General features: G+C 66.5%; 22 protein-coding genes. 12 read left to right on the top strand and 10 right to left on the bottom strand.

What is annotated here, in order from left to right; genetic code table 11:
- Positions 1-8: 8 nt before the first annotated feature.
- The 3 genes from V1Y59_RS21925 to V1Y59_RS21915 all read left to right on the top strand — a co-directional run bounded on the left by V1Y59_RS21925 (position 9) and on the right by V1Y59_RS21915 (position 2,940).
- Positions 9-620 (top strand): dihydrofolate reductase family protein, encoded by a 612-nt coding sequence (locus tag V1Y59_RS21925; RefSeq protein WP_330507163.1) that lies wholly within the window; start codon positions 9-11, stop codon positions 618-620.
- 329 nt (positions 621-949) lie between these two features.
- Positions 950-1,834 (top strand): metal-dependent hydrolase, encoded by an 885-nt coding sequence (locus V1Y59_RS21920; protein WP_330507162.1) that lies wholly within the window; start codon positions 950-952, stop codon positions 1,832-1,834.
- Positions 1,834-2,940 (top strand): PDR/VanB family oxidoreductase, encoded by a 1,107-nt coding sequence (locus V1Y59_RS21915; RefSeq protein ID WP_330507161.1) that lies wholly within the window; start codon positions 1,834-1,836, stop codon positions 2,938-2,940. The genes V1Y59_RS21920 and V1Y59_RS21915 overlap by 1 nt, the downstream gene beginning before the upstream one ends.
- A gap of 27 nt (positions 2,941-2,967) precedes the next feature.
- Here the strand turns inward: V1Y59_RS21915 and V1Y59_RS21910 are convergent, their stop codons facing one another.
- Together V1Y59_RS21910 and V1Y59_RS21905 are read right to left on the bottom strand one after the other, a co-directional pair.
- The gene (locus tag V1Y59_RS21910; protein WP_330507160.1) at positions 2,968-4,221 is read right to left on the bottom strand and encodes a pyridoxal phosphate-dependent aminotransferase; all 1,254 of its coding nucleotides are present in this window, start codon (positions 4,219-4,221) and stop codon (positions 2,968-2,970) included.
- A 116-nt stretch (positions 4,222-4,337) separates the two neighbouring features.
- Complete coding sequence (locus V1Y59_RS21905) at positions 4,338-7,907, bottom strand: (Fe-S)-binding protein (protein WP_330507159.1); 3,570 nt, start codon at positions 7,905-7,907, stop codon at positions 4,338-4,340.
- Between the two features lie 497 nt (positions 7,908-8,404).
- Between V1Y59_RS21905 and V1Y59_RS21900 the strand changes: the two genes are divergently transcribed.
- Positions 8,405-10,285 carry a glycosyltransferase family 2 protein gene (locus V1Y59_RS21900; protein WP_431309269.1) on the top strand — a complete coding sequence of 627 codons (1,881 nt, stop codon included), beginning with the start codon at positions 8,405-8,407 and terminating at the stop codon, positions 10,283-10,285.
- Positions 10,286-10,389: 104 nt separating this feature from the next.
- On the top strand, positions 10,390-10,821 hold the full coding sequence (locus V1Y59_RS21895; protein ID WP_330507157.1) for an STAS domain-containing protein: 432 nt from the start codon (positions 10,390-10,392) through the stop codon (positions 10,819-10,821).
- Here V1Y59_RS21895 and V1Y59_RS21890 read toward each other — a convergent pair.
- Positions 10,757-11,710 carry a glycoside hydrolase family 26 protein gene (locus V1Y59_RS21890; protein ID WP_330507156.1) on the bottom strand — a complete coding sequence of 318 codons (954 nt, stop codon included), beginning with the start codon at positions 11,708-11,710 and terminating at the stop codon, positions 10,757-10,759. The two genes, V1Y59_RS21895 and V1Y59_RS21890, sit on opposite strands and share 65 nt — an antisense overlap.
- A 119-nt stretch (positions 11,711-11,829) precedes the next feature.
- Here V1Y59_RS21890 and V1Y59_RS21885 point away from each other — a divergent pair, with 119 nt between their 5' ends.
- On the top strand, positions 11,830-13,083 hold the full coding sequence (locus V1Y59_RS21885) for a glycoside hydrolase family 26 protein (protein WP_330507155.1): 1,254 nt from the start codon (positions 11,830-11,832) through the stop codon (positions 13,081-13,083).
- 15 nt (positions 13,084-13,098) lie between these two features.
- Here V1Y59_RS21885 and V1Y59_RS21880 read toward each other — a convergent pair whose 3' ends face one another.
- Both V1Y59_RS21880 and V1Y59_RS21875 read right to left on the bottom strand, forming a co-directional pair.
- A complete protein-coding gene (locus tag V1Y59_RS21880) occupies positions 13,099-14,496 on the bottom strand; it encodes a WS/DGAT/MGAT family O-acyltransferase (RefSeq protein ID WP_330507154.1) in 1,398 nt (465 codons plus the stop codon).
- Positions 14,497-14,736: 240 nt separating this feature from the next.
- Positions 14,737-15,171, bottom strand: a complete 435-nt coding sequence (locus V1Y59_RS21875; RefSeq protein WP_330507153.1) for an ester cyclase — start codon at positions 15,169-15,171, stop codon at positions 14,737-14,739.
- A gap of 76 nt (positions 15,172-15,247) precedes the next feature.
- Between V1Y59_RS21875 and V1Y59_RS21870 the strand changes: the two genes are divergently transcribed.
- Together V1Y59_RS21870 and V1Y59_RS21865 are read left to right on the top strand one after the other, a co-directional pair.
- A complete protein-coding gene (locus V1Y59_RS21870) occupies positions 15,248-15,883 on the top strand; it encodes a TetR/AcrR family transcriptional regulator (protein WP_330507152.1) in 636 nt (211 codons plus the stop codon).
- 13 nt (positions 15,884-15,896) lie between these two features.
- The gene (locus tag V1Y59_RS21865) at positions 15,897-16,490 is read left to right on the top strand and encodes a SanA/YdcF family protein (protein ID WP_330507151.1); all 594 of its coding nucleotides are present in this window, start codon (positions 15,897-15,899) and stop codon (positions 16,488-16,490) included.
- Between the two features lie 86 nt (positions 16,491-16,576).
- Here V1Y59_RS21865 and V1Y59_RS21860 read toward each other — a convergent pair whose 3' ends face one another.
- Positions 16,577-17,794 (bottom strand): acyltransferase, encoded by a 1,218-nt coding sequence (locus V1Y59_RS21860; protein ID WP_330507150.1) that lies wholly within the window; start codon positions 17,792-17,794, stop codon positions 16,577-16,579.
- Positions 17,795-17,933: 139 nt separating this feature from the next.
- A complete protein-coding gene (locus V1Y59_RS21855; protein WP_330507149.1) occupies positions 17,934-20,069 on the bottom strand; it encodes an acyltransferase family protein in 2,136 nt (711 codons plus the stop codon).
- Between the two features lie 164 nt (positions 20,070-20,233).
- On the opposite strand from V1Y59_RS21855, the gene V1Y59_RS21850 reads away from it, so the two are divergent.
- Positions 20,234-20,449, top strand: coding sequence for a hypothetical protein (locus V1Y59_RS21850; protein WP_330507148.1), 216 nt, complete (start codon positions 20,234-20,236; stop codon positions 20,447-20,449).
- A gap of 181 nt (positions 20,450-20,630) precedes the next feature.
- Here the strand turns inward: V1Y59_RS21850 and V1Y59_RS21845 are convergent, their stop codons facing one another.
- On the bottom strand, positions 20,631-21,032 hold the full coding sequence (locus V1Y59_RS21845; protein ID WP_330507147.1) for a hypothetical protein: 402 nt from the start codon (positions 21,030-21,032) through the stop codon (positions 20,631-20,633).
- Positions 21,029-21,280, bottom strand: coding sequence for a hypothetical protein (locus V1Y59_RS21840; protein WP_330507146.1), 252 nt, complete (start codon positions 21,278-21,280; stop codon positions 21,029-21,031). Before V1Y59_RS21840 ends, V1Y59_RS21845 begins: the two co-directional genes overlap by 4 nt.
- Before the next feature lie 158 nt (positions 21,281-21,438).
- Here V1Y59_RS21840 and V1Y59_RS21835 point away from each other — a divergent pair, with 158 nt between their 5' ends.
- Both V1Y59_RS21835 and V1Y59_RS21830 read left to right on the top strand, forming a co-directional pair.
- Positions 21,439-22,515 carry a hypothetical protein gene (locus tag V1Y59_RS21835; RefSeq protein ID WP_330507145.1) on the top strand — a complete coding sequence of 359 codons (1,077 nt, stop codon included), beginning with the start codon at positions 21,439-21,441 and terminating at the stop codon, positions 22,513-22,515.
- A gap of 97 nt (positions 22,516-22,612) precedes the next feature.
- On the top strand, positions 22,613-23,056 hold the full coding sequence (locus V1Y59_RS21830; RefSeq protein ID WP_330507144.1) for an ATP-binding protein: 444 nt from the start codon (positions 22,613-22,615) through the stop codon (positions 23,054-23,056).
- 124 nt (positions 23,057-23,180) lie between these two features.
- On the opposite strand, the gene V1Y59_RS21825 is transcribed toward V1Y59_RS21830, so the two are convergent.
- Positions 23,181-23,597, bottom strand: a complete 417-nt coding sequence (locus V1Y59_RS21825; protein ID WP_330507143.1) for an STAS domain-containing protein — start codon at positions 23,595-23,597, stop codon at positions 23,181-23,183.
- 365 nt (positions 23,598-23,962) lie between these two features.
- On the opposite strand from V1Y59_RS21825, the gene V1Y59_RS21820 reads away from it, so the two are divergent.
- A complete protein-coding gene (locus V1Y59_RS21820) occupies positions 23,963-24,706 on the top strand; it encodes a SigB/SigF/SigG family RNA polymerase sigma factor (RefSeq protein WP_330507206.1) in 744 nt (247 codons plus the stop codon).
- Positions 24,707-24,865 lie beyond the last annotated feature (159 nt).

The raw sequence follows: 24,865 nt of genomic DNA, 5'->3' as shown, positions 1-24,865 counted from the left end.
GGAGCACCATGCGCACACTCATCGTCACCGAGTTCATCAGCCTCGACGGCGTCATCGACTCGCCCGGCGGTGGCGACCACCCCCGCGCCGGCTGGACCTTCACCGACATCGACTTCGTCGAGGAGGCCTACGAGATCAAGGGCCGCGAACAGCAGGAAGCCGGCGCGCTACTCATCGGGCGCGTGAGCTACGAGGAGTTCGCACCCGTGTGGCCCTCGATGGACGAGTTCGCCGAGTACAACGCGATGCCGAAATACGTGGTGTCGTCGACGTTGACCGACCCCGACTGGAACAACACCTCGGTGTTGCGATCCCTCGACGACGTCGCACGTCTCAAGGAAGGCGACGGCGGCAACATCCTCGTCCACGGCAGTGCGACCCTGGCCCAGGGTTTGGCGGCGGCCGGCCTGGTCGACAGGTATCACCTCCTCGTATTCCCGGTTGTCCTCGGTTCCGGAAAGCGGCTGTTCGCCGACGATCCGGCGGAGGCGACGAGCCGGTTGTCACTGGTCGAGCACGAGGCCTATACGAACGGAGTGGTGAAGGCGGTCTACGACGTCGTGCGTGCGGACTCGGGCGATGTCGCCCAGCGGGCAGGTAGCGAGGCCGCTGTCGGCTGACTCGAATTGCCTCTTCAACGCGGACGCTCCGGGACGTACAGTGATTTGAATCACTTGCGGTCCGGTATGTGCTCGGGGCCATTCGAGCGAGCCGGATGCGTCCGCGCAGGTGAACAGGTCGAGTGCCGGCACGACGGTCATGATCCGCTCCGGGCGACGACGATCGGACAATTCGTGCGGTTCGCGTCGCACACGGATTCATGCCACAGTGGCGCGGCATGGCGTGACGACCGACGGTCGGCGCGCCATGTGCGACACATGTTCACTGAACGCTATCGACGGTCCGCAATTCGGGGGCAGGCGGCCGACGCCAGTAGGAGGCTCGACCGATGTCCCCCGACGCTCCCGGCGGCGATCCGGGCCCGGTGGCGATTCGTCCCCGCAACGTCAGGTTCGACCTGCACGGAATCCCGCTCCAGTGGATTCCCGGCCATCCGGTCGCCTCGAACTTCATCAGCGCGCTCAATCTCATCCTCCCGGAGGGTGAGCGGTGGTTCGTGGAGGCATTCGAGGAGGCGCTGCCCCTCGTCGACGACGAAGAACTCCGCGAGTCCATGCGTGGATTCATCGGCCAGGAGGCGATGCACTCCAACGTCCACGACGGGGTGCTGTGGGGGTACCTCCGCGACCAGGGCATCGACGCGACCCCGTACCAGCGCCAGGTGGAGTGGATCTTCCGGGCAGTGCTGGGACCTCGACAGGGGCTGTCGCGACGTCGTCGCCGCAAGCGGCTGATCGCGCGGCTGTGGTTGATCGCCGCGGTCGAGCATTTCACCGCGGTGTTCGGGGACTTCGCGCTCAACAGCCGCTGGGACGAGGCCGGCGCCGCACCTGCGCTGTGCGACCTGTACCGGTGGCACGGGGCCGAGGAAGTCGAGCACCGATCCGTGGCCCACGACGTCGCGACCTACTTCGGCGACAGCTACTTCCGCAGGGTGTGGGCCATGGCTGCGGCGTTCCCGCTGCTCATGTCGCTGCTGGTGCGCGGCACCCACTTCATCAACCACCACGACCAGTCCGCCCCGACATCCGAGGTGGCGCTCTGGCGGCAGGGATATGCGGACTCCCGCGCCGGGCTCCTGCCGGGGTTCGCTCACTTCGGGGGATCACTCGTCGCCTACCTGCGGCGCGACTACGATCCCGCCGACATCGGGTCCACGGCACAGGCGGTGGCGTACCTCGCGTCCTCGCCCGCGTCACGGATGGCGATGTGATGGCGAATCGACGATCTGCGACCCGAGTTCCGGAGCAGCTCTACGGTCGGCCGCGAGCCGACTACACCATGGCGGCCACCCGCGCGTTGTTCGGCGCGTGGATGCCGGTGTGGGAGCGGTTCCTGCGATACGACACCCGAGAGCACGCGACCACGACGATCGACGTCGAGGTGAGCGCCCGAACGCCGGTCTCCGCGGACGGAACTGTCGTCGAACTGTTGCTGCGACCTGCCTGCGGCACGCCTCTGCCGTCCTGGGCACCGGGTGCGCACATCCGAATCCTCCTGCCGTCCGGACGGATTCGTGAGTACTCACTGTGCGGTCGACCTGCCGACGCCGGCGAGTACCGGATCGCCGTCCGGCGCATCTCCGAGTCAGGCGGTTCCGCCGAGGTGCACGACCTCCAGGTGGGGGGTACCGTCCGGATCACCCACCCGCTCAATGCTTTCCCCCTGGCGCTGCCGGGACACGGCTCGGCGGCGGCGCGACTGCACTTCATCGCCGGTGGCATCGGGATCACCCCGATCCTGCCGATGATCGAGACCGCAGAGGCGTTCGGCGTGCCGTGGACACTGACCTACCTCGGCCGCAGCACGGACTCGCTGGCCTACCTCGAACGGCTCGCCGGCCTGAACCCGGAGGGCCGCAACCGGATCGACATCCGCACCGACGATGTCGCAGGTATCCCCACCGCAACGGGGCTCATCGACGCCATCGGCGACGACGCCGCGGTGTACTTCTGCGGTCCACCATCGCTCACCGACGGTCTGCTCGCCGCGCTCCGCACTGCCGAGCACTGCGCCGAGATCCACTTCGAGCGATTCGGCCTGCCGACCCCGGCCGGCCGCGAGTTCGAGGTGAGTATCGCCGGCCGGAACACCCTGACGGTGGCACACGACGAATCGATGTTGACGGCGTTGTTGCGTGCCGCACCGGCCGCGACGTACTCGTGCCGACAAGGCTTCTGCGGCACCTGCAAGGTGCGTGTACTCGACGGCGAGGTGGAGCACGCCGATTCGGTGCTGACCGATCACGAACGACAGCAGGGCTTCATGCTGCCGTGTGTGTCCCGGGCTGCGGACGACAGTCTGACCATCGATCTCTGACCGCCGATCTCGGACCGGGCTGCCGGATCACTGGCGGTACGCGGACAAGAAGTTGCCGATACGATCGATCGCCTCGTCCAGATCGCGCGACCACGGCAGGGTGACGATCCGGAAGTGGTTGTGATCGGTGAGGTTGAAGCCGGTGCCCTGCACCACGAGGATCTTCTCCTGAAGCAGTAGGTCCTGGACGAACAGTTCGTCGTTGTGGATCTCGTGGACATTCGGATCCAGACGGGGGAACGCGTAAAGCGCGCCCTTCGGCTTCACACAACTGACGCCGGGAATCTGGTTGAGCTTCTCCCATGTGACGTTGCGCTGCTCGTAGAGACGTCCACCGGGGGCGACGAGCGCCTCGATGCTCTGGTAGCCGCCGAGCGCGACCTGGATCGCGTGCTGCCCCGGTACGTTCGAGCACAGGCGGGTCGACGCGAGGATGCCGAGGCCCTCGATGAATCCCCGCGCGTGGTCCTTCGGCCCGGTGAGCACCAACCAGCCGGCGCGATATCCGCAGACCCGATAGGCCTTCGACAGGCCGTTGAACGTGAGGCACAGCAGATCCGGCGCCAGCGAGGCGACGTTGATGTGCTCGGCATCGTCGTAGAGGATCTTGTCGTAGATCTCGTCGGCCATGATCAGCAACGAATGTTGCCGCGCGAGTTCGACGAGCTGTTCGAGCACCTCGCGGGAGTACACCGCACCCGTCGGGTTGTTCGGGTTGATGATGACGATTGCCTTGGTGCGATCGGTGATCTTGGCCGCGATGTCGGCGACGTCGGGGTTCCAGCCGTTCTCCTCGTCGCAGCGGTAGTGGACGGGCTGGCCACCGGACAGGGAGGTCATCGCCGTCCAGAGCGGGTAGTCGGGGGCCGGGATCAGTACCTCGTCGCCGTCGTTGAGCAATGCCTGCATGGTCATCGTGATCAGCTCGGAGACACCGTTGCCGAGGATCACGTCGTCGACGTCGAAGTAGGGGAAGTCGGGGAGGAGTTCGTAGCGGGTGACCACGGCGCGACGGGCAGAGAGCACACCGGCCGACTCCGAATAGCCCTGTGAGTAGGGGAGGGCATGGATCATGTCGCGCATGATCACGTCGGGCGCTTCGAAGCCGAAGAGCGCGGGATTGCCGATGTTGAGCTTGAGGATGCGGTGGCCCTCGGATTCGAGCCGCGCCGCGTGCGCGTGCACCGGTCCCCGGATCTCGTAGCACACGTTCTGCAGCTTCTGGGACTGCTCGAGTGGCTTGAGGTTCTGGTTCAGGTGCGATACATGCGGTCTACTCACGAGTTCAATTGTGACAGCACAGCGCAAACCGGTTTTCGCGGGACGACAAGCACCCCCAAACGACAACACCACCTTGGGAACGAAACCAAGGTGGTGTTGTCGGGTATACGTCGTTTCTACTTGTGTCCGGGCCGCTTCTTGCCCGCGGCGATACCGAAGCCCTTCGCCTTGGATGCGCCGGCCTCCGAGATCGTCTTGGCCGACGACCCGTTCGGAGACGGAGCGGAATCCTCGGTGTCCGCACTGCTTTGGGCGTCTGCTGACGCTTCGTCAGACTCGGCCACCGCTTCGTCCGCCACGGGCTCGGGCTCGCTCGGAGTCGGCTCGGGCGTGGCGGCCGGCTTCGGAGCTGCCTTCCCGATGCCGCCAGGCCGCTTCTTGCCTGCCGCCATGCCGAACCCCTTGGCCTTGCCGGGGGTGGACTCGGTGGACGCGACAGCCGCCGTCTCCGCCGGCGCGGATTCGACGGTGCCGGCCGCCTCTTCATCGACAGCCTCTGCCTCGACGACCTGCGCCTCGGCCGCTTCCGCAGGCTCGGGTTCGGCGGCCGCCGGCTTCGCCGCCGAGCCGATACCGCCCGGCCGCTTCTTGCCCGCGGCCATCCCGAAGCCCTTGGCCTTACCGGCCTTCGCTTCGGTCGAGGCCGCTGCCGCAGGAGCACTCGGTGTCGGGGCCGGCTCTGCTGCGGGCGTCTCTGCCTCGTCAGCCGCTGCAGGCCGGCTCGGCGCGCGTGTCGCCGCGGCAGCCGGCTTGGTCGCACCGCCCGGCCGCTTCTTGCCCGCTGCCATGCCGAAGCCCTTGGCCTTACCGGCTTTTGCTTCGGTGGCGGAGCCGCCGGTCGCCGCGGGGGAGCCGCCCGCGGATTCGGTATCGGCAGTCGGGACCGCATCTGGCGCGGACTCGGTTTCGGCGACCTTGTTCTCGGCAGGCGCGTCGACGCCGGCCTCGGGTGCGGCGGCATTCGGCTTCGCGGCACCCGGCCGTTGGGCCTTGCCCATGCCGAATCCCTTTGCCACCGGCTTCTTCTGCGAGGCAGTCTCCTCGACGGCCGCCGACGACTCGGCTTCGGCCGGGGCGGGGGCAGCAGATCCGGCATCGGCCTTGGCCGCGCCCGGCTTCTTCGCCTTGCTGCCCATACCGAATCCCTTGGCAGCCGGCTTCTTCTCGGCCGGCGCCGCAGATTCCGCAGGTGCGTCGGTCTTGGCAGTGGCACCAGGCTTCTTGCCGCCCTTCATGCCCAGACCGACCTTCGGCTTCGGCTTCGCCTCGGTGGCCGTGGCGGTCGCCGCGGCTGCGGTGGCTGCGGCCGGCTCCGGTTCCTTCTCCGCGGCGGCCGGTTCGGGCTCGGCGGTCTGCACGGATGCGGGACCGAGGTACCGTCCGCCACGCTTGACCTCGGGGGCGCCGCGCTTGACTGACTCCAGCAGCAACTGCGCGACGTCGACGACCTCGATCTTGCCCTCTTGCTCGGTGTTCGACGTGCGTGCGGTCACGCCGTCGGTGAGCATCACGCGGCAGAACGGGCAGCCGGTGGCAACCTTCTGCGGCGCATCCCCATTCGGTGTGCCGAGAGTATCGAGCGCCTCGTCGACCCGGTCGATGTTGATGCGCTTGCCGATCTGCTCTTCCATCCACATCCGGGCGCCGCCGGCACCACAACACATGGACCGCTCGCCGTGCCGCGGCATCTCGGTGAGATTCGAGCCGGACGCGGCCATCAGCTCACGCGGGGCGTCGTAGACCTTGTTGTGGCGGCCCAGGTAGCACGGGTCGTGGTAGGTGACGCCCTCGCCGAGCGGGGCGACGGGCACCAGGCGCTTCTCCCGGACCAGTTTGTTGAGCAGCTGCGTGTGGTGCACGACCTCGTACTTCGCGCCGAGCTGCGGGTACTCGTTGCCCAGCGCGTTGAAGCAGTGCGCACACGTGACGACGATCTTCTTGCGCTGCTGCGGCGCGGTGGCGAACACCTCGCCGAGCATCTCGATGTTCTGCTGGGCCAGCATCTGGAACAGGAACTCGTTGCCCGCGCGACGGGCGGAGTCACCGGTACAGGTCTCGCCCTCGCCGAGGACCAGAAAGTTCACGGCCGCGACGTCGAGCAACTCGGCGACGGCCTTGGTGGTCTTCTTCGCACGATCCTCGTAGGCGCCTGCGCAACCGACCCAGAACAGGTACTCGAAGCCCTCGAAGCTCTCCACGTCCTGCCCAAACACCGGGATCTCGATGTCCATCTCGGAGATCCAGTTGGTGCGCGCCGAGGCGTTCTGACCCCACGGGTTGCCCTTGTTCTCCAGGTTCTTGAACATGCCGGCGAGCTCGGTCGGGAAGTCCGACTCGATCAGCACCTGGTAGCGACGCATGTCCAGGATGTGGTCGACATGCTCGATGTCGACCGGGCACTGCTCCACGCACGCACCACAGGTGGTGCAGCTCCACAGGGTCTCGGTGTCGATGACGGCACCGAGCGCCTCGGGATCGAACTCGCCGTCGGCGGCCTCGATGCCGTTTCCGCCGCCGGTTGCGCCCTTGCTCTCGCCGACCAACTTGCGGGCGGCTTCGGCGCGAGCCGACTCGGGGATCGCGTTGAGCTTCGACTCGTCGACGTTGCCGTCGGCGTCGACCAGTCCGACCTCGTCGCCGGCCATGTCCTGCTTGCCGCCGGCCAACAGGTAGGGCGCCTTCGCGTACCCGTGGTCGCGTAGCGACATGATCAGCAGCTTCGGCGACAGCGGCTTACCGGTGTTCCAGGCCGGGCACTGGCTCTGGCAGCGGCCACATTCGGTGCAGGTGGTGAAGTCGAGCCAGCCCTTCCAGGAGAAGTCCTCGATCTTGCCGGCGCCGAAGGCGTCGACATCGGGGTCAGCGGTCTCCATGTCGAGGACCTTGCCCTGGCTCATCATCGGCTTGAGCGCGCCCAGGGCGACGCCGCCGTCGGCCTCACGCTTGAAGTAGATGTTGACGAACGCCGCGAAGCGGTGCCAGGCGACGCCCCAGTTGATGTTGCGCCCGACCACGGCCAGCCAGATCATCGCCGACAGCAGTTTGACCACCGCCATCGCCGAGACGGTCCACTCGGGCACGCCCTCGAACGGCATCGCCAGGTAATGCAGCGTGGGCGACGCCCAGATCGGGGTGTCCTTCAGTCCCGACGCGATCTGCAGCAGCTTGACGCCGAGCATGCCCAGGCCCTCGATGATGACGACGGCTTCGACGAAGTACGCGGCCCTGAAATTCGATCCCGAGAACCGCGACAGCCGCTCCGGGACGCGCGGGTGATTGAGCTGCCGGATGACCAGGAGCACAACGCCGCCGATGACGGTTCCCCACCCCAGGATCTCCTCGGCCAGTCCGTAGATCGGCCACTTCCCGATGATCGGCCAGTGGAAGTGCGGATCGAAGGCCTGTCCGTAGGCCTCGAAGACGAAGATGAAGCCGAGCAGGAAGCCCACCATCACCAGCCAGTGCGCCCAGCCGACAGTGCGGAACTTCGCCATCCGGGTGTGCGCGGCGAACTCGACGACGACCGTCTTGACGCGGGGCAGGATCGGGAAGATCCGCGCTCGATCGATCTTCTGTCCCTTGCTGATCGTGCGGACCATCCGCCCGACACCCTGGAAGAAGATCGCCCAGCACACGAGGCTGACGAGTGTCGTGATGGTACCGATGGCGATCGTCGTGGAAGTCACGGGCGCGTCCCGGCCTTTCTCTGGGGCGGCGTCGGCGGCTTTGCGCAGGCTGTGGCGCACGTGGCCGACGTGTACTACAGGTAACCGTAGTTCCTGCCGACGATGTGGCGCTGCCAAGGCTGGCCTAACCAACGCTCGGTCCGCGGCAGGAGTTCCTGCCCAGATGATACCCACGAGTAACTTACTGTCGAGTCAGTTCGTCATGATGGGAATCTTTGTGGCGAGTGTCACAGCTGCACGAATGGTCCTGTCAGCTCACAAGAATGTCTACCGGGGTTCGTTCAAAGGATGTAGTGCGCGACAGTGATCGTCGATTCTTGGTTACTTCCTTGTCACAAACATGGTCGCCGAATCGAATTTCTCGCACGTCCGCGATCGTGCCTTTTTCTTTCGCGTGGCGAAGAATTGCGGACCGCCTCGGACGCCCTCACCATTGACTCTGAACTGCAACGACGGCAGTCATATCAATCCGGAGCAGATGCCCTGAGGAGACGGCCGTGGGCGGTGTTCGTCTGTTTTTTCTTCGATTAATCGCAATTCTCGTAGTTTCTTTCGGTGCGGCGTACATCACGTGGCGGTGGACGGAAACAATTGCCTGGGGTGCATGGTGGATCGCGGTACCGCTCGCAATTGCGGAAACCTATAGCTTGTCGGAATCGGTTCTCTTCGGATTTCTTGTCTGGAATGCGCGCCGACGCGATGCGCCGGCGCCTGCGCCCGCATCGGCGACCGTCGATGTGTTCATCACCACCTACAACGAGCCCCTCGATCTGGTCCTCACCACGGCCATCGCGGCACGTGACATGCGCCATCCACACGCCACCTGGATTCTCGACGACGGCGACCGGGAGGAGTTCCGTGTCGCGGCCCAACGCGCCGGGGTCGGCTACATAACCCGTGGTGAGGAGTGGCAGGGGCGACAACGTTTTGCCAAGGCGGGAAACATCAACAATGCCTTGTTCCGGACCGACGGCGAGTTCATCGCGATTCTCGACGCCGATCAGGTGCCCAAACCGGAGTTCCTCGAGCGCGTTCTCGGATACTTCACCGACGAGTCCGTCGCCTTCGTCCAGACCCCGCAGTACTTCTGGAACGTCCCCGACCACGATCCGCTCGGCAGTCAGGCGGAGCTCTTCTACGGACCGATCCAGCAGGGCAAGGACGGGTGGGGCGCCGCCTTCTTCTGCGGGTCCAACGCCGTGCTGCGTCGCGAAGCCCTGATGGCCCTGGGCCTCACGACCTACTCGCAGGGGATCGACGCACACGGTCGTCGGGCGCTGCGAGAACGGCGGGCGCGACTCGAGGACATGATCAACGACGCCGGGCCGGGCTCGACGTTGCGCCGGCCGCTGGAGGACGCCCACACGGCGGTGCGGCTGGCGCAGATCGGACTCCGACGTGGCGAGCCGGTCGGCGACGTCGCCTTCGACCTGCAGGTGCGCATTCGGGACGTGCTCGAGTCGACGCCACTGCCGGAGTCGGTGGTCGCCGAGTTCACCGCGACGGTCGACGCGATCGAGGTGTCCCGCATCGATCAGGCGCTCGCGATCCAGCCGATCAACACCGCGACGGTGACCGAGGACATGGCCACCGCGATGCACCTGCATGCGATGGGGTGGGAGAGCGTCTATCACCACGAAGTACTCGTCGAGGGCCTGGCGCCGGACGACCTGCGGACGATGCTCGTCCAGCGGCAACGTTGGGCGACCGGCTCCATGCAGGTGTTCTTCGCAGATAACCCACTGCTGCGAAAGGGACTCAGTGTCGCGCAACGACTGATGTACCTGGCGACGATGACCTCCTACCTCAACGGATTCGCCGCGGTCGTCTACATCGCGGCACCGATCATCTATCTGGGCATCGGCGTGTTCCCCATGGAGGCATTGCCGTTGGACTTCTTCGCACGGTTCATCCCGTTCTTCCTCGCCTGCCAGTTGCTCTTCCTCGTGGCCGGGTATCGCTCCAGCGGGTTGTGGCGCGGTCAGCAGATCTCGTTCGCGCTCTTCCCGACCTGGATCGCCGCGACCCTGTCGGCTGCGGCCGCCGTGTTCCTGCGCCGCCACATCGCGTTCTCGGTCACCCCCAAGGTGCGGGAGGAGTCCCGTGTCGACTACCGGCCGGTCGCGATCCAGCTGGTGGCGATGATCGCTCTGGTCTGCGCGTGTGCGGTCGGGCTGATTCGCTGGTCGGTCGGTGCCGCCGAGACGTTCCCGACCTTCCTCTCCATCGGCTGGGTCGCGCTCGATCTCCTGCTGCTGTCCGTCGTGGTCCGTGCCGCTCATTACCGCCCGGCCGAGCCGCCCCCGCCGATCACCCCGGCCGCCGAGCAGGCCCGTGACGTCGCCGGCGACCTCGATGCCGCCGGGGTGCCGACATGAATGATCCGGCCCCACAGTCTCTTCCATGCAAACCGGCCCCGCTGAATCCACCACGACCCTGACCAACCGAACGCCATGACCCACCGAGACACAGGAGAGACACGATGACCATCCGAACCCCCGAGTACGCCTACTTCGGCGACAGCACCTTCGACATCACCGCCCTCGACATCGCGCTCGACGGCGCGGCGGATGTGACGACGCGTTTGAGATTGCGTGTCGCCGAGGCCTGCTCGCGTGGTGCCCGCCTCGTCCTGCTCGATGTCTCGGGCCTGACGACCGTCACACCGTCCGGGGTCGCGGACCTCCTGCATGCGATGCGGGCAGCCCGGACGCAGGGCGCCGATCTGCGTGCATATGGGCACTCGCCGGTCCTGACCGATGCCCTGGAGGCCCTCGACCTGCGCAAGGTCTTCACCGTGCACGCGAACCGGCAGCACGCCATCGATCGCACGCGGCCGACCGGGCCGGTCAGACACCGGGCACGTCGGCCAGTCCTTTCCGGAAGGCGCTCTCGCTCAGTGGGTTCGAGTTGAACCTCCAGTCCCGTTCCTTGTTGGCCTGGAACCAGACGAATCCCTCCACTCCCGGCGTGATCGTCATGAGGCGCACGAAGTGAGTGATCCAGTCCGCCTTGCGGGTGGGGTCGGGATCGTCGGCCGAGGCCACCTCGGCGACCAGGATGGGTTTGGCGTCGTCGAGGGCCCGCAGACGACGCAGGCTGTCGGCGAAGATGTAGTCGGGCGACGCCCACCCGTGGACGCCGTCGTCACCCCAGTTGTAGCCGTCGAGCCCGAGACGATCGACGTATTCCGCCCCTGGGTACGCTGCCTCGAAGTCGGCGATTCCGCTCACCGCAGCCATTGGTGCCCACACGAACGAGACATTCTCCGCCCCTGCGGATCTGATGATCTCGTGCATCCGAATCCAGGTGTTCCGGTAGGCCTCGGCCGTGTTGCCGTTGACGGTGATGCCCCATGGATACCAGTCCCCGTTCATCTCGTGTGCGAACCGCAGCAGCACCGGTTGCCCCCAGTCGGCGAGTTGCTGTCCCCAGCGCCGCAGGTCGGCGTCGTGAACCCCGGTCGCGAAGGTGTCGAGGCGGTAGTCGGGTTGTTCCGGTCCGCCGTCGGGCTCCCACGGTTCGATCGTGACGACGGGTGTCGCACCCGACGCCGAGATGGTCGCGAGATCATCAAGCGGGACAGGCTCGTTCAGGGCCGAGAAGGTGAGGATGAGGTCGAGGGACTGATCGGCACGGGTGGCCACACCGACCACACCGGCGTCCGACGTCACGTCCGTTCCGTTGAGGTCGGGGAGGTAGGCCCCCCATTGGACGTGATGGGGTTGCGTCTCGTCGGCGGTCGCCTGGCACGCCGCGGTGACCGCGACGACCGCGAGCAGGGTCGCCGTGGAGCGGGGCATGCTGAATGTCCTGATCGGTGTGCGCCATCTCATCGAGTCCGACTCCGTCCGTCCGTGCCTGAGAGAAGAGGGGCCTGCGAAAGGGGCCTGGAAACGACCGGCCTTGAAATGAGTGTGACATGACCACGCCCCCAATCGAAACTGAAAGTGCGCGTGACGAAGTCGATGGCGGGTTTGCCGACCGCTGGTCCAAGCGCCGCCGACGCCACCCCTCGATCCTGATACCCGTCATCGCGATGGTCATCGGTGTCGGTGCCGCCGGCGCCCTGTTCCAGCACTATCTGCCTCCGCCCGAACCGCCCTGTGCGGTGGTCGATTCGACGCGCGTCGTGCCCGACGAGGGAGTGCTGTTCGGCGTCAACCTCGACTGGGAGGCGGAATCGCTCGGGCAACACCGATCGATGCTCGGGCACGCGCCGGCGGTGGCCGTCCAGTTCTCCGACATCCCGTACGACAACGCGACCTGGGCACACACCGTGGCGGCCGCGGAGCAGGTGAAGACGGATTCCGGCGTGATGGTGTTGACCCTGGAACCGCATGCGGGCCTGGCCGCCATCGACGAGGGCGTCATCGGACGCCTCGGCGACGACCTACGGAAACTCAATGATTCAGGGGTGCCGGTGATCTTGCGGTTCGCCCACGAGATGAACGGCACCTGGTACGCGTGGGGGCAGCAGCCGGTGGCCTACGTGGAGACGTTCCGCCGGGTCGCGGCGATGATCGACCGCAAGGCGCCCGGGACGGCGATGATGTGGGCGCCGAACTACGGTGGCGGCTACCCGTTCGTCGGTGGCAAGTATGCGGCGGCTCCCGACACGGCGGATTTCGACCTCGTCGACACCGATCACGACGGTGAACTCACCGCCGACGACGACTCCTACGGCCCGTACTACCCGGGCGACGACGTGGTCGACTGGGCCGGGATCTCGTTGTACCACTGGGGCAACAAGCGACCGTGGGGCGACAACGAGATCACCGAGCCGGGAAAGTTCAGCCGGATGCTGGAAGGTACCTACCTCGGCACGGCCGGTGACGACCGGGCGGTTCCGAACTTCTATCAGGAGTACGGCGTCGACCGCGGCCAGCCTGTTGCGATCGTCGAGACGGCGGCGATCTACACCCCGTCGAGGGCCGACGAGGGCGCCGCGGAACTCGCGGTGAAGTCGATGTGGTGGAAGCAGGTCTTCGCCGCCGACATCCCGGACCGTTTCCCGGAACTGAAGATGATCAACTGGTTCGAATGGAAGAAGTACGAGATCGAGATCGACGACACCGTCGATTGGCGGGCGGCCGGGTCGCCGGTCGTCCACGACGAGTTCGTACATTCACTACCCGACTGGTTCCGCTACGCCGAGGCAGTCGACGCGTGCTGAACGCGGGTTCGTGCGTCAACCACCGACACCCGCGACCTTCTCGAGATCCTCGAGGGCACTGTCGAGGTGGGTGAGGATGCGCTGGAGACTCGGCAGCTCTTTGCGTGCGCCGATGATGCCGAAGTTCACCTGGTCGCCGGTGGTGGTGAGGGTGATGTTCATGGCCTGCCCGTGCATGGCGATCGACACCGGGTAGCAGCCGTCGAGCCGGGCGCCGTTCCAGTACATCGGCTGTGACGGGCCCGGCACGTTGCTGATCAGCAGGTTGAACTGGGGCGGTGTGGTTCGCACGAATCCGGGGACCGGTGCGAGGGCCAGCGGGGCGAAGGTGGCGGCGCCGAACATCAGCGCCTGCAGTGTGGGGAGTCCACGGATCACCTGCTTGGCCTTGCGGGTGGACGCGACCACTGCGTCGAGGCGCCGTTCCGGATCGGGTTGATCGGTCGCCAAGTTGGCCATGATCGCGGTCACCGCATTGCCTTCGCGACCGCTGTCGCCATGCATCGACACAGGGAGTGCGGCGATCAGCGGGCGGTCGGGCAACGCGTCCTGGTCGATCAGGTAGGCGCGGAGGGCACCGGCGCAGGTGGCGACCACGACGTCGTTGAGGGTGATGCCGAGGGAGTTTCCGATCGCGTCGAACCGATCGCGCGGCCACTGCTGAGCGGCGAATCTGCGTGCGCTGCCGATCGGTACGTCGAGGATCGTCTTCGGCGCGGGCACGAACGGCGCGGCGAAGTCGTCGTCGGTGATCGCCGTCCACGCGATCTTCGCGGCAGCTGCGGGCGCACCGACCACCTGACCGACGGCCCCCAGCGTCTGCCCCGCTGTCCCGGTGATCCGCTCGAGTGCCGAAACGCTCTTGGGTGCACGGGGATTTCGACGTCGCCGCATCAATGCCGGGTCCCACCACGCCGTCCCGCTGCGGTCGTCGGGGTCCGGCGACAGGGAGTTCTCCAGCAAACGAAGCGCCGAGACACCGTCCAACAGGGAGTGATGGATCTTGGTGTAGACAGCGACGCGACCGTCGTCGAGTCCCTCGATGATGTGCAGCTCCCACATCGGCCGGTTGCGATCGAGGAGGGCGCTGTGATTGAGCGAGACGTACCGCAGCAGTTCGCGAATGCGCCCCGGACGCGGCAACGCGGCACGACGGACGTGATAGTCGACGTCGATGTCGTCGTCGAACGACCAGGCGAGCGTGCCCACCAGCGAGGCCGGTGAGGCCGGCCGCTTGCGGAACAGCGGCCGGATCTCCGGACAGGAATGGAACGTCTCGAAGATCTCCGTCGCGAGGTCGGTGGCGGACTGGCCTTCCCTGGGGATGAACAGTTGCAGCCCACCGGCGTGCATCGGCTGTTCGCGGTTCTCCGCGAGCAGGAACATCGATTCGGTGATCGGCATGTAGGGCATCGCGAGACGACCTCCGGACTCGAGTGGCGCGCGGTGGTGTCACAGCGCGTCATCCCAGTATCGGCCCGGCACCGATCACCGAGGGGAATTCGGCGAATCCGTTGTCTATCGGTGGTCGAGTGCCTTCTCGATGGTCGAGAGCCTTCCCGATGGTCGAGTAGGTGTGAGCTTGCGGGTGCCGTTGTTTTCGGTGGTCGAGTAGGTGTGAGCCTGCGAGCACCGTATCGAGACCCTCGCGCCTCACCTGCCAACCGGCTCCGGCGCCGCCAGTACTCCCAATTGAATTCGCGCACCCAGCTCGTCGCGGATGCCCCAGTGCTCGGCCAGCCGGTCGCCCTCGGTGCGGTAGATGTGAGCGGTCGGCATCGCGTAGGTGCGTCCATCGGCGCCGGGCCCGTGCACCGCGTCGACGCCGACGCCGTGGGCCACGGCGCGCAGCACGATCCGGTCGTCGGTGCTGAAGAAGTCCTCGATCTCGTATCGGATTCTGAGCACCTGGGTGACGAAGGTCAGGATCTGCCGGTACCCGCCGGGCCCTGGGGGCAGCGGGAACGGCGAGCCGTGATCGACGAAATCGTCGGTGACACACGACTCCAGGCACGACAGGTCGCGCGAGTTGATGGCGTCGAAGACGGCGCGCGCGGCCGGGACCGCGGGATTGGTGAGGTAGGACATGGGTAGACTCCTCGCTGACCGGAATTGAATGGATTCATATTCCATTGGAATGTGAATCTAACAGATTGAGGTGCACATGGCCAGGGCTTATGACAGCTCGGGGCGCGAGCGTGCTGCCGCCCGGACACGGGAGCGGATCGTGGCCACCGCGCGTGAGCTCTTGCTACACGGGGGCTACGCGCAGATGAGGGTCACCGACCTCGCCAAGGCTGCCGAGGTCAGTCCGCAGACGATCTACAACGCGATCGGCGGGAAGGCCGAGGTGGTCAAGGCGGTCTACGACGTGATGCTGGCCGGCGACGCCGACGAGACACCGATGAGCGAACGTCCGGAGTTCCTCCGGCTCACCGCGGCGGGCACGATCGACGAGTTCGCCGCGGCGTACGCCGGCTGGACCCGTGGCATCCAGGAGCGCGTCGGTCCGCTGCTGGGCGTGCTGCTCGAGCACGGTGCCGCCGGCGATCCCATCCTCGAGGGGCTGGTGCAGAAGATGAACACTGAACGGAGACAGGGCAACACGAACGCGCTCAACAGACTCTCGCAGCGAGTCGAGTTGCCGGACGGGGCGGCGCGCACGCGGCTCATCGATGCGATGTGGACTCTGACCGGGCCCGCGGTCTACGACGACCTGGTGGGTCGGTGCAACTGGAGTTCGGGGGACTATGAACAGTGGCTGGCCGCACAGCTGTCGACCGCGTTGCGGGCGCGATGACGCAGGCGCTGTGATGACCCGGGCCCTGCGGTGGACGGTTCTGATCGCGATGGTTGCAGCGGAACTCCTCGTGACCATCGGTGCGACATGGGCGTTCTGGTCGGCGTCGGGACGGGTGGTCGAGGAGGACGAGGTTCCGGTCGGGTCGACGGCGTTGGTGCTCGGATCGCTGGTCGACGACGGGGAGCCCGGCGACTACGTTCGTGGCCGCCTGGACACGACGCTGGAGCTATACAGGTCAGGGCGTGTCGATCGGATCATCAACTCCGGTAACGGTTCTGAATATGCCGGCGACGAACCCGCCGTGATGCGAACCTATCTGGAGGACCGGGGTGTGGCGCCGGGGGCCATCGTCGACGACCCGCTCGGCCTGGATACCGACGCCAGTTGCCGCCGCGCCCACGATGACTTCGGAGTGGAGCGCGCGGTCATCGTCACCCAGGATTTTCATGTGTCCCGGGCGATCGCGCTGTGTCGGAGCCATGGGATCGATGCCACCGGGGTCGCGGCCGAATGTGAATGCCCGACGGTGACGGTGCTTCGTAATCACGTGCGGGAGTTGTTCGCCCGGCCGTGGGCGCTGGGGTCTCGATACGGCCTCGGCTAGCGCCTCGGCCTACTCGACCAGCGAAAACAGTTCTCCCGCTGATCGAGTGGTCGGCGAACATAGTGAGCGGCGTAACTTCCGCTGGCTCAGCGCTTCCCGAACGCTAACCGTGGACGCCCGGTGAGGTACAGCGAACCCGGCAGCCGCCGCAGGATCTCCATCAACAGCAACGACCCGCCGATCGTCGCGAGGTAGGTGATAATCGTGCCCCACGGCTGCCCGAGTGTCGCCAGAATCCACGGCTGTTCCCCGGACTGCGGCATGAGCACGAAGTACAGCACCAACACGTGTGCGAGGAAGACGCCGAACGAGCGGTTCGACGCGAACGACACCACTCGGGCGAAGCGCGGGGTGAACTCACGCCAGTTCGAACCCCAATGCGCCGCGGCTGCGTACAGACACGTGATCGCCACGATGAGGAACGGCAGCAGCCACGGGAAGAATGCGGAATCGTGGTCGTGGACCGGACGGTCGCCGAACCACACTCCACCGAGGTAGATGCCGACGGCCAGCGTGCCGGTGGCCATCAGCGCCCCGAACAGCCACCAGCCCTTGCCCTGCATCCAGCGGCCGATCGCCTCGCGATGCACCGCCGCGACCGCCCCGTAGAGGATGAAGAACTGGTAGGGGATGAACGTGGCGTAGTGATGCCACCAGAACCCGGCGATCGCGGCGGGCGGTTCCCAGTAGGTGATGGTCGACGTGATCGCCACCTGCACACCGAGGCTCGTGCCGAGCAGCAGGACGTGCCTGCCCGCGGTGGCGCGGACCAGCCACAGGATCAGCGGGAAGAGCAGGTACACCTGCAGCATCACGAACAGGAAGTACATCTGGAACCCCGACAGACCCCAGGCGATCAGGCGGGCGAACTCGGTGAGCCCGCCGATCGGGTCCGACAGCAGGTCGCCGACCCGATCTCGTGCCCACACCTGCTGCACGAGCCAATAGATCGCTGACCAGATGAGGTACGGGAAGATCACCAGTTTGATGCGGCGGCGCCAGAATCCGGTCGTGCTGAAGTCGGCCTTGTCGTAGTTCTGGTACATCAACACGAACCCGGTCAGCGCGAAGAACGTGTTGCGGGTGAAATGCAGCAACAGCGACGCCGTGTTGACCCCGAGGTTGTTGAACTCGTCGGTGGTCTGCGTCAGGCAATGGACGAAGATGACCAGCGAAAAGGTCGTCGCGCGAATGAGGTCGAGATGATGCAGGTAGGCGCGTTTGCCGACCCTCCGGATCGTCGCAGTCGCGCCGACGCCGGAATCGGCGGGTTCGCCGCCGGGCTTCGGTGCATACGTCGTCATGCGTGTGTCACGACCCCAACCACTCGATGGACGATCCGGAGCGGATCGCGCTCAAATTAACAGCCTCACCTGGGGACAAGCTGAGTCGAACACCCTCGGCGGGCCATCGTTCCGAGTCCATTGTCGGTGTGGTCGGCGCTCACCACCACTGCAGGGCGGGACCGAGGTCGGCGTCGACGGCCGGAATGAGACTCCGGACGAAGGTCGCCGACAGATGGTGATAGTCGTGCCAGACCAGGATGTTGCCGACCACCGCCGGGCAGTATGCGGCGTCGCACATCGCATCGGAGTAGTCGAGGAAGTTCATGTTGGGAAAGTCCGGAGCGACCGCGAGAGCCGGGTCCGTCGGGGCGAGCGCCATCTCGCGAGGGACCCCACAGACCTCGGGCTTGTTGCCCTCGGCCAGGCACTCGGGCGGCGTGACCTTGCCGTGTGCCCACGGGTTGTCGCGGACCGCCACGACCCGCTGCCCCCGGTCGCGGAACTCCGCGAAGATGTCCTTGTAGTCCTGCGGGACGAAGTCGCCGCGCGCACCCTTGCCCTCTTCGGGGCGGGTGGAGTTGGTGAACACGACGTCGGGCCGGTCGACCGCCAGTCGGTCCATCACCCGCCGCGACCAGTCGTTGCACTGGTAGTACTTCTGCCCGAACCAGGTGAAGACGTGACTGGTGGTGAGGGCGCAGCCGACCTTGAGATACGTGGTCACCTTGAAGCCGCGCTGCCGGCCGATCGCATCGAGCGCCGTGATCCAGTACTCGGCGTGCGACCCGCCCACCAGCGCCACGGTGCGAGTCGCCGTCGGGTCGCCGTACACGCCGACCTTGATCGACGGGTCCTTCCACCCGGAGATCACGGAGTCGTACGACGTGATCGGCCAGTCCTTGTCGACGACCTCCGGGCTCGGTTGCGCGTCGACCTTGGGTACCGCCGCACCGTCGAGATAGGCGCGGGCGCCGGGGTAGAGGCGGGGATCGAGGTTCTCCGTGTTGACCGTGGCGTTCGCCGCGTCGCGCTGCCAGACCACGGCCGTCGTGCCGGCGACGACGGTGCAGATCACGATCACCGCGACGAGCCCGCGGCGATAGATGCGGGAGGCGCCGGACTTGGTCCCGGCACGCAGCGGCGCCTCGATGAACCGCGTGGTCGCCCACGCCAGCAGCACCGAGACGGCGAGGATCGCCGTGCCCTCCAACCAGTTCACGTCGTCCTGATAACGCCAGCTCAGGTAGAAGATCAGCAGCGGCCAATGCCACAGGTACAGCGCGTAGGCGACCGAACCGAGCCACACCAGTCGCGGGTGTGCCAAAGTGCGGCTCACCGCGCCCGGGCCCGACGTCGCATCGGGCATGGTGGCTGCCGAGCCGGTCCAGATCAGCAGCAGGGTGGCGCCCACCGGGACCAGCGCCATGACGCCGGGGTATTCCTGTACCCCGGAGATCCACCAGCCGCAGCTGGCGATGAGGACCAGGGCGACGGCACCGAGCGCGTTGCGAAGCCATGTCGGCATCGCGACACGCGGAATCCAGACCGCGAGAAGGCCGCCTGCGAGCGGTTCCCACAGCCGGGCCACGGTGTCGTAATAGTTGAACGGCTGATTGATGCCGTGCCGGTGGACGGCCCAGGCGAACGACACCAGCGCCACGGCCAGCAGTGATGCGCCCACGACGCCGCGGATCACCGCCGGGTTCGCGAACACGGCGTATCGCCGCGACAACGCGCGCAGCACCCCGCCCAATGCCAGCGCGCTGAGCAGGGTGAGCACGAAGAACTGCCCCTGCATCGACATCGACCACAGGTGTTGCATCGGACTGATCGCCGAGTCGGCCGCCTGATAGTCCTGCGAGTCGAACGCGAGATGCCAGTTCTGGTAGTACAGCGCGCTGGCCTGCAGTTCGGCGCCCAGCGGGCCCCAGCGGGTCTTCGGCATCACCAGCGCAACCATCGCGGTGACGAACACCAGGACCACCAGCAGCGCCGGCAGCAATCGCCGCACGAGGCGCCAGAACCGCGGCCACGGATTGACCGCCGTCGCCCAGGGCACCGACTCCGGGCGCGTCGCGACGACGTGTTTGAGCAGGGACGCAACGAAGAAGTAGCCCGACAGGACGAGGAACACGTCGACGCCGCCGGACACCCGGCCGAACCACACGTGGAAGACGGCGACCAGCGCGATGGCGACGCCGCGGAGGCCGTCGAGGTCCAGCCGGTACCCGGAGGTATTGCCGGTGGCGGCATCCTCGTTGGGGGTCCGGGTGGGGGTGACGGCCGTGCTCACAGGCAGGGATGCTACTTGGGAGCAGCCGGAAAACCGCACTTGAACGCGGCTGTGTGGGGTGGGTCGCACCGATTGGGGCATTTCTGTCGCGTTTGCCGCGCACCGGCGCTGGGAATGGCTGACAGGCGCTGAGAGATGTGGCAGCCCGATTCGAAGGGAGTCCGATGACCGACCCCGAAACGACGACAGATGGCGGCACGCCGGAAGGCCACGAGGAGCAGCCGGACCCGCGGTCGGCGCGGGAGAAGGTGGACGAGCTCGAGGAGAAGGTCGTCCACCCGCCCGACGACGAGACCGAGGTCGATCCGCCGGCGGCCGCCGACCCCGGCACCGAGGATCCGGACAGCCCAGACGCGGGCGGTGCCGAGCCGCCCGACTGATTGACCCCTGGTCCCTGAGGAACGAGCGGGCGTCACACCCCCGATCCCTGAGGAGCCCGTGAGGAACGAGCGGGCGTCACGAAGGGTCTCCCGCAACATCCTCCGACCAACTGGCCCTTCGTGACACTCGGCTAGCGCCTCGTTCCTCAGGGACCAGAAAGGCTTCGTGAGGAGTCGGGCCTCAAGAAGCAGGCGGGTTCCGTGGGTCGCTCTCCCGGCGCGGGAACCGCGACTCGTAGGACTCCTCGTCCTCGACGGTGACCTCGGGCTGCAGCGGGTCCTGCTCGGGCCGCGGTGCATCAGGGGGGAGCGCCGACGCGGAACGCCGGGCGGTCGCCAGTAGTCCGAGTCCGGCCACGCAGACGACGGCGGCGGCGATGGCGATCCAGGCGACCCCACCCCGTCCGCCCGCAGCCGCGCCGAGCGCGATGACGATCAGCACGACGCCGGCTGCCAGCACGACATACCCGGCCAGGCCGGCAGCTGTGAAGCGATGGGCGATGGCCGCCTTGCGACGATGCCCCAGACCGCTGCCGTGGGTGTCGCGCGGGACCTGTCCCGGCCCGTCCGTGCCGGCGGTCACCGGAATCCCTGCTCGCCGGTCAGGTGGTCGATCGCGGCGGTGGCGCCGGCATTGTCGGCGACACCGGAGGCGCCGGACTCGCGGGCGCAATGCGCGCAGCAATACACCGTTCCGCTGCTCTCCACGCCGTGGCCGATCACCCTGCACCCGCAGTGCGCGCACCGCGGCGCCAACGCTTCGATGGCGCATTCGAAACTGTCGAACACCCCTTCGTTCCGTTCGGCGCCGTTGTCCACCGTGATCGTCATCGAGCGTTGATAGTCGTTTCCGCACACGTCGCAGACAGCCATCAGATGCTCCCATCGATTGGAACGACAGTTCGCAGTACGAGTTCCCGTTTGTCCGATTGCCAAACCCGCTCGATCCCAGGCGTAGAAGCGAGGGACGCCGGGTACGCTGCTGCGCGATGGAGACCTCACGCACGCCTCGACGTCCGGGCGGCCTTCGTATAGTGACCGAGCCAGGGCTGCCGGCGACGATCGTCGAGCACGCCGATCGACGTATCCGGCAGGTCCTCGATGAGAACGAGGCCGATTTCCGCGGATTCACCGTCACCGAGGAAGCGGCGTTGCACGCGTCGCCGCAGGGTGACCTGGAAGCGGGGTGGGCCGGGCGCGCCGAGGACGAGACGGATGCGGTGATCTTCGTGACCGAATTGCCGCGTGCGCAGGGCCGGGACGTGCTCACCGTCGAGCTCGACCATGACCGCCGCGCGGCCGTGATCTGCGCGCCGGCACTCGGGCTCTTTCCCGGTCATGCCTTGGTGCGGTGTGTCGAGCAGGTGCTGCGCAGGCTGTCCGGCGGGCACGGCGACGATTCCGGCACGGCAGGCGGGCATTGGCGCAGCGCCGGTGACGGCACCACCGAGTATCTGGTCGCCGCCGGCCCGCTCAGCCGGCTCCGGCTCGTCGTCGGCATGATCCGGGGCAATCGCCCGTGGCGGATGATCCCGACCCTCACCGGCATGACCGCGGCCGCGGCCGCCACCGCGTCGTTTGGTGTCTTCTACTCGTCGATCTGGTCGATGGCGAACGCGCTCAGCCCATGGCGCCTCGGACTCATCACCCTGCTGTCAGTTGCCCTCGCGTCGATCTGGTTGATCGTCAACAACCGTCTGTGGGAGGGCCCAGGTGCGATGCCGCGCTGGCGTCGACGGCTGTACAACACCGCCACCGTCGGCACGGTCGGCTTCAGCGCGGTCGTCCTGTACGTCGGGTTGTTCGTCGCGACGCTGGTCGCTGCCGTCGTCGTCATCGAATCGCAATACATGGCACAACAACTCGGGCACCCGGTCGGGATCCGGGATTATGCGTACCTGGCGTGGTTGGCGACTTCGATGGGTATGGTCGCCGGTGGCCTGGGCTCGAGCGCAGACAGCTACGATGACGTGCTGCGCGCCACCTACGGCTACCGCGAACGGATGCGCAGACGTCGGGTCGACGCTGCCGAACGCCGCGAAGAGGGCGAGGCCAGGGACAGCTGATGCGCGTTTTCGCGCGGCCTCGCCGCGTGTCTGTTTCGCTCGGTCCGCGGCGGGGTAACAATAGGACGACACCGAGACCACCGTGTGAGGAGTGACAGTGGGCGACTCTGGAGGGATCACCGACGAGCAAGAGGTGATCGACGCTGTTGCGGAGGCCGCAGGCGCTCCGGTGAAACTGTCGGTGATCGCTCATGCGGACCGGTTGCCCATCGTGCGTTCGGTGGTGGAGCGGACTCTCCTCATCGACGATTGGACCATCGACGACGTGGCCGACGTCAAACTCGGTGTCGACGAGATCTGCTCGCAGATGATCGCAGCCTCCGAGCCGGACCGCTGCGTCGACGTCTCACTGGCCGTCGGACCGCGCGGGATGACAGCGCAGATCGAGGGCTGGCTCGACAACGGCTTCGAGCTCGACACCTCCGGATTCGGATGGCGAGTCGTGGAAACGGTCACCGATGCGCAGTCGGTCGCGTATGTACCCGGCGGGTCGAATCGGCAGGTCGTCGTCCGTTTCGTCAAGCGCCGCGCCACACACTGATTCTCGAATAGCGCGGAACACCACGTCGACGAATTGTCGCTCAGTTCTACAGCTTTCACCCGGTGGCGCTGCTACATGCCGGAATTGTATGTAGCGCAACGCCACCGGGCGTCGACTGAAACTGCTACGAGGCCAGCCGGTGACCCGCGAGGGCGGAGCCGGCCTCGTCCACGGACGTGTGCAGGGACACCATCTCATCGAGCTGGCACGCCTCGATAGGCCGTGCGACGCTTCGGCGGCACACGACGGCAACGGGCATGTGCTGAGCTGCGGCGTCGGAGGCGAAGCGGGCCAGAATGGACAAACCCGATGCGCCGACGAAGCCGACCCCGGACAGGTCGAGTACGACGCATTCGGGACTTTGTGTGAGTACGCGATCCAGGGCAGCGGCGAAATCTGGCGCGGTCTGCATGTCAATCTCGCCGGAAAACCGTTGCACACAAAACGACTTCGTGGCGGTCAACGAGTTGTCGCTGACCTTGGAACGTCCGGTGGTTTCGTTGTGTGACGGCTGAAACGTCGTCTGGGTCGTCAGGTTCATCGAGCACGCCCGTTCGGTAGGGATCGGGTGCGAACGGCCCACGCGGTACGTGGTCGCTCGCGCGCAGCTTTTCACTGAACCGCTGTAACCACCGTACGATGCGGACGCTGGGTGTTCAAGCGATGTTTGCGATGGCCCCGGAGCGGGTAGCCGATATCGTCGTTTTCGTGGCCGCACATGAGTCGAGATCGGAGGGTGGTTTGCCGTCGACACCATCGGCCGATTCCGGGCCTGCCGCCACCAGCGAGCATGAAACAACCGATGCGGCCGACGTGGCTGCATCCGAGGCCGACACCGGTAAGCCCTCGACGCGACGCGGGTCCGGTAGCGACGACTACGCAGATGTACCCGCCCGGCTGCGTGAGATGCGGCAGGAACCCGACGACGACCGGCGCTCGGAGATCCGTGCCGAGGTCGTCGAACGATGTCTGCCGCTGGCCGAGCACGTGGCCCGGCGCTTCAGCGACCGTGGCGAGGCGTTCGACGACCTGCTGCAGGTGGCACGTGTCGGCGTGGTGAACGCCGTCGACCGGTTCGACGCCGAACGGGGCAACAACTTCCTGTCGTTCGCGGTGCCGACCGTCATGGGTGAGGTTCGCCGCCACTTCCGCGACAGCATGTGGTCGATGCGCGTCCCGCGCCGGGCCAAGGAGTCATCGCTGCGGATCGGGCGTGCGAGCGATGAGCTGGTGCAGCAGCTGGGACGGTCGCCGCGGCCGTCGGAGCTCGCCCGCCACCTGGACATGCCCGTCGATGAGGTGATCGACGGGTTGATGGCGAGGTCGGCGTACACCGCGATGTCCATCGACGCCGAGCCCGACGGGGACGACGACAACCGATCCATCCGCGACACCCTGGGCGAGGATGACACCCGCTTCGCGCAGGTCGAGGAGTTCGTCACGCTACGGCCCGCCCTGGAGCGGCTTCCGGAACGTGAGCGAGAGATCTTGTCGTTGAGGTTCTTTCACGCGATGTCGCAGAGCGAGATCGCTTCTGAGATCGGAATCTCCCAGATGCACGTCTCGCGGTTGCTGTCCCGGACGCTGAACCGGTTGCGGGATGAGATGGCTGCGAATCCGGATGCGGGGGAGGGGGATTCGGGGGAGTGATCTTCTCGGGGGATCTCGATACGCACGCTCGCCTAGTGTCCTGTCAGATTAGTGCGCCAATTAATTGGGCGTGTCGACTTTTGCCTGATCAGGAACGTGAGAGAATTGATGAAACATACTCTCACGCAAGGGATTATTGTTATGGCATCTCGTGGACGA

Source organism: Gordonia prachuapensis (assembly GCF_036350515.1).
GTDB classification, from domain to species: domain Bacteria; phylum Actinomycetota; class Actinomycetes; order Mycobacteriales; family Mycobacteriaceae; genus Gordonia; species Gordonia prachuapensis.
The sequence above is the reverse complement of the archived record's forward strand: the minus strand, read 5'-3'. Positions and strand labels throughout refer to the sequence as shown.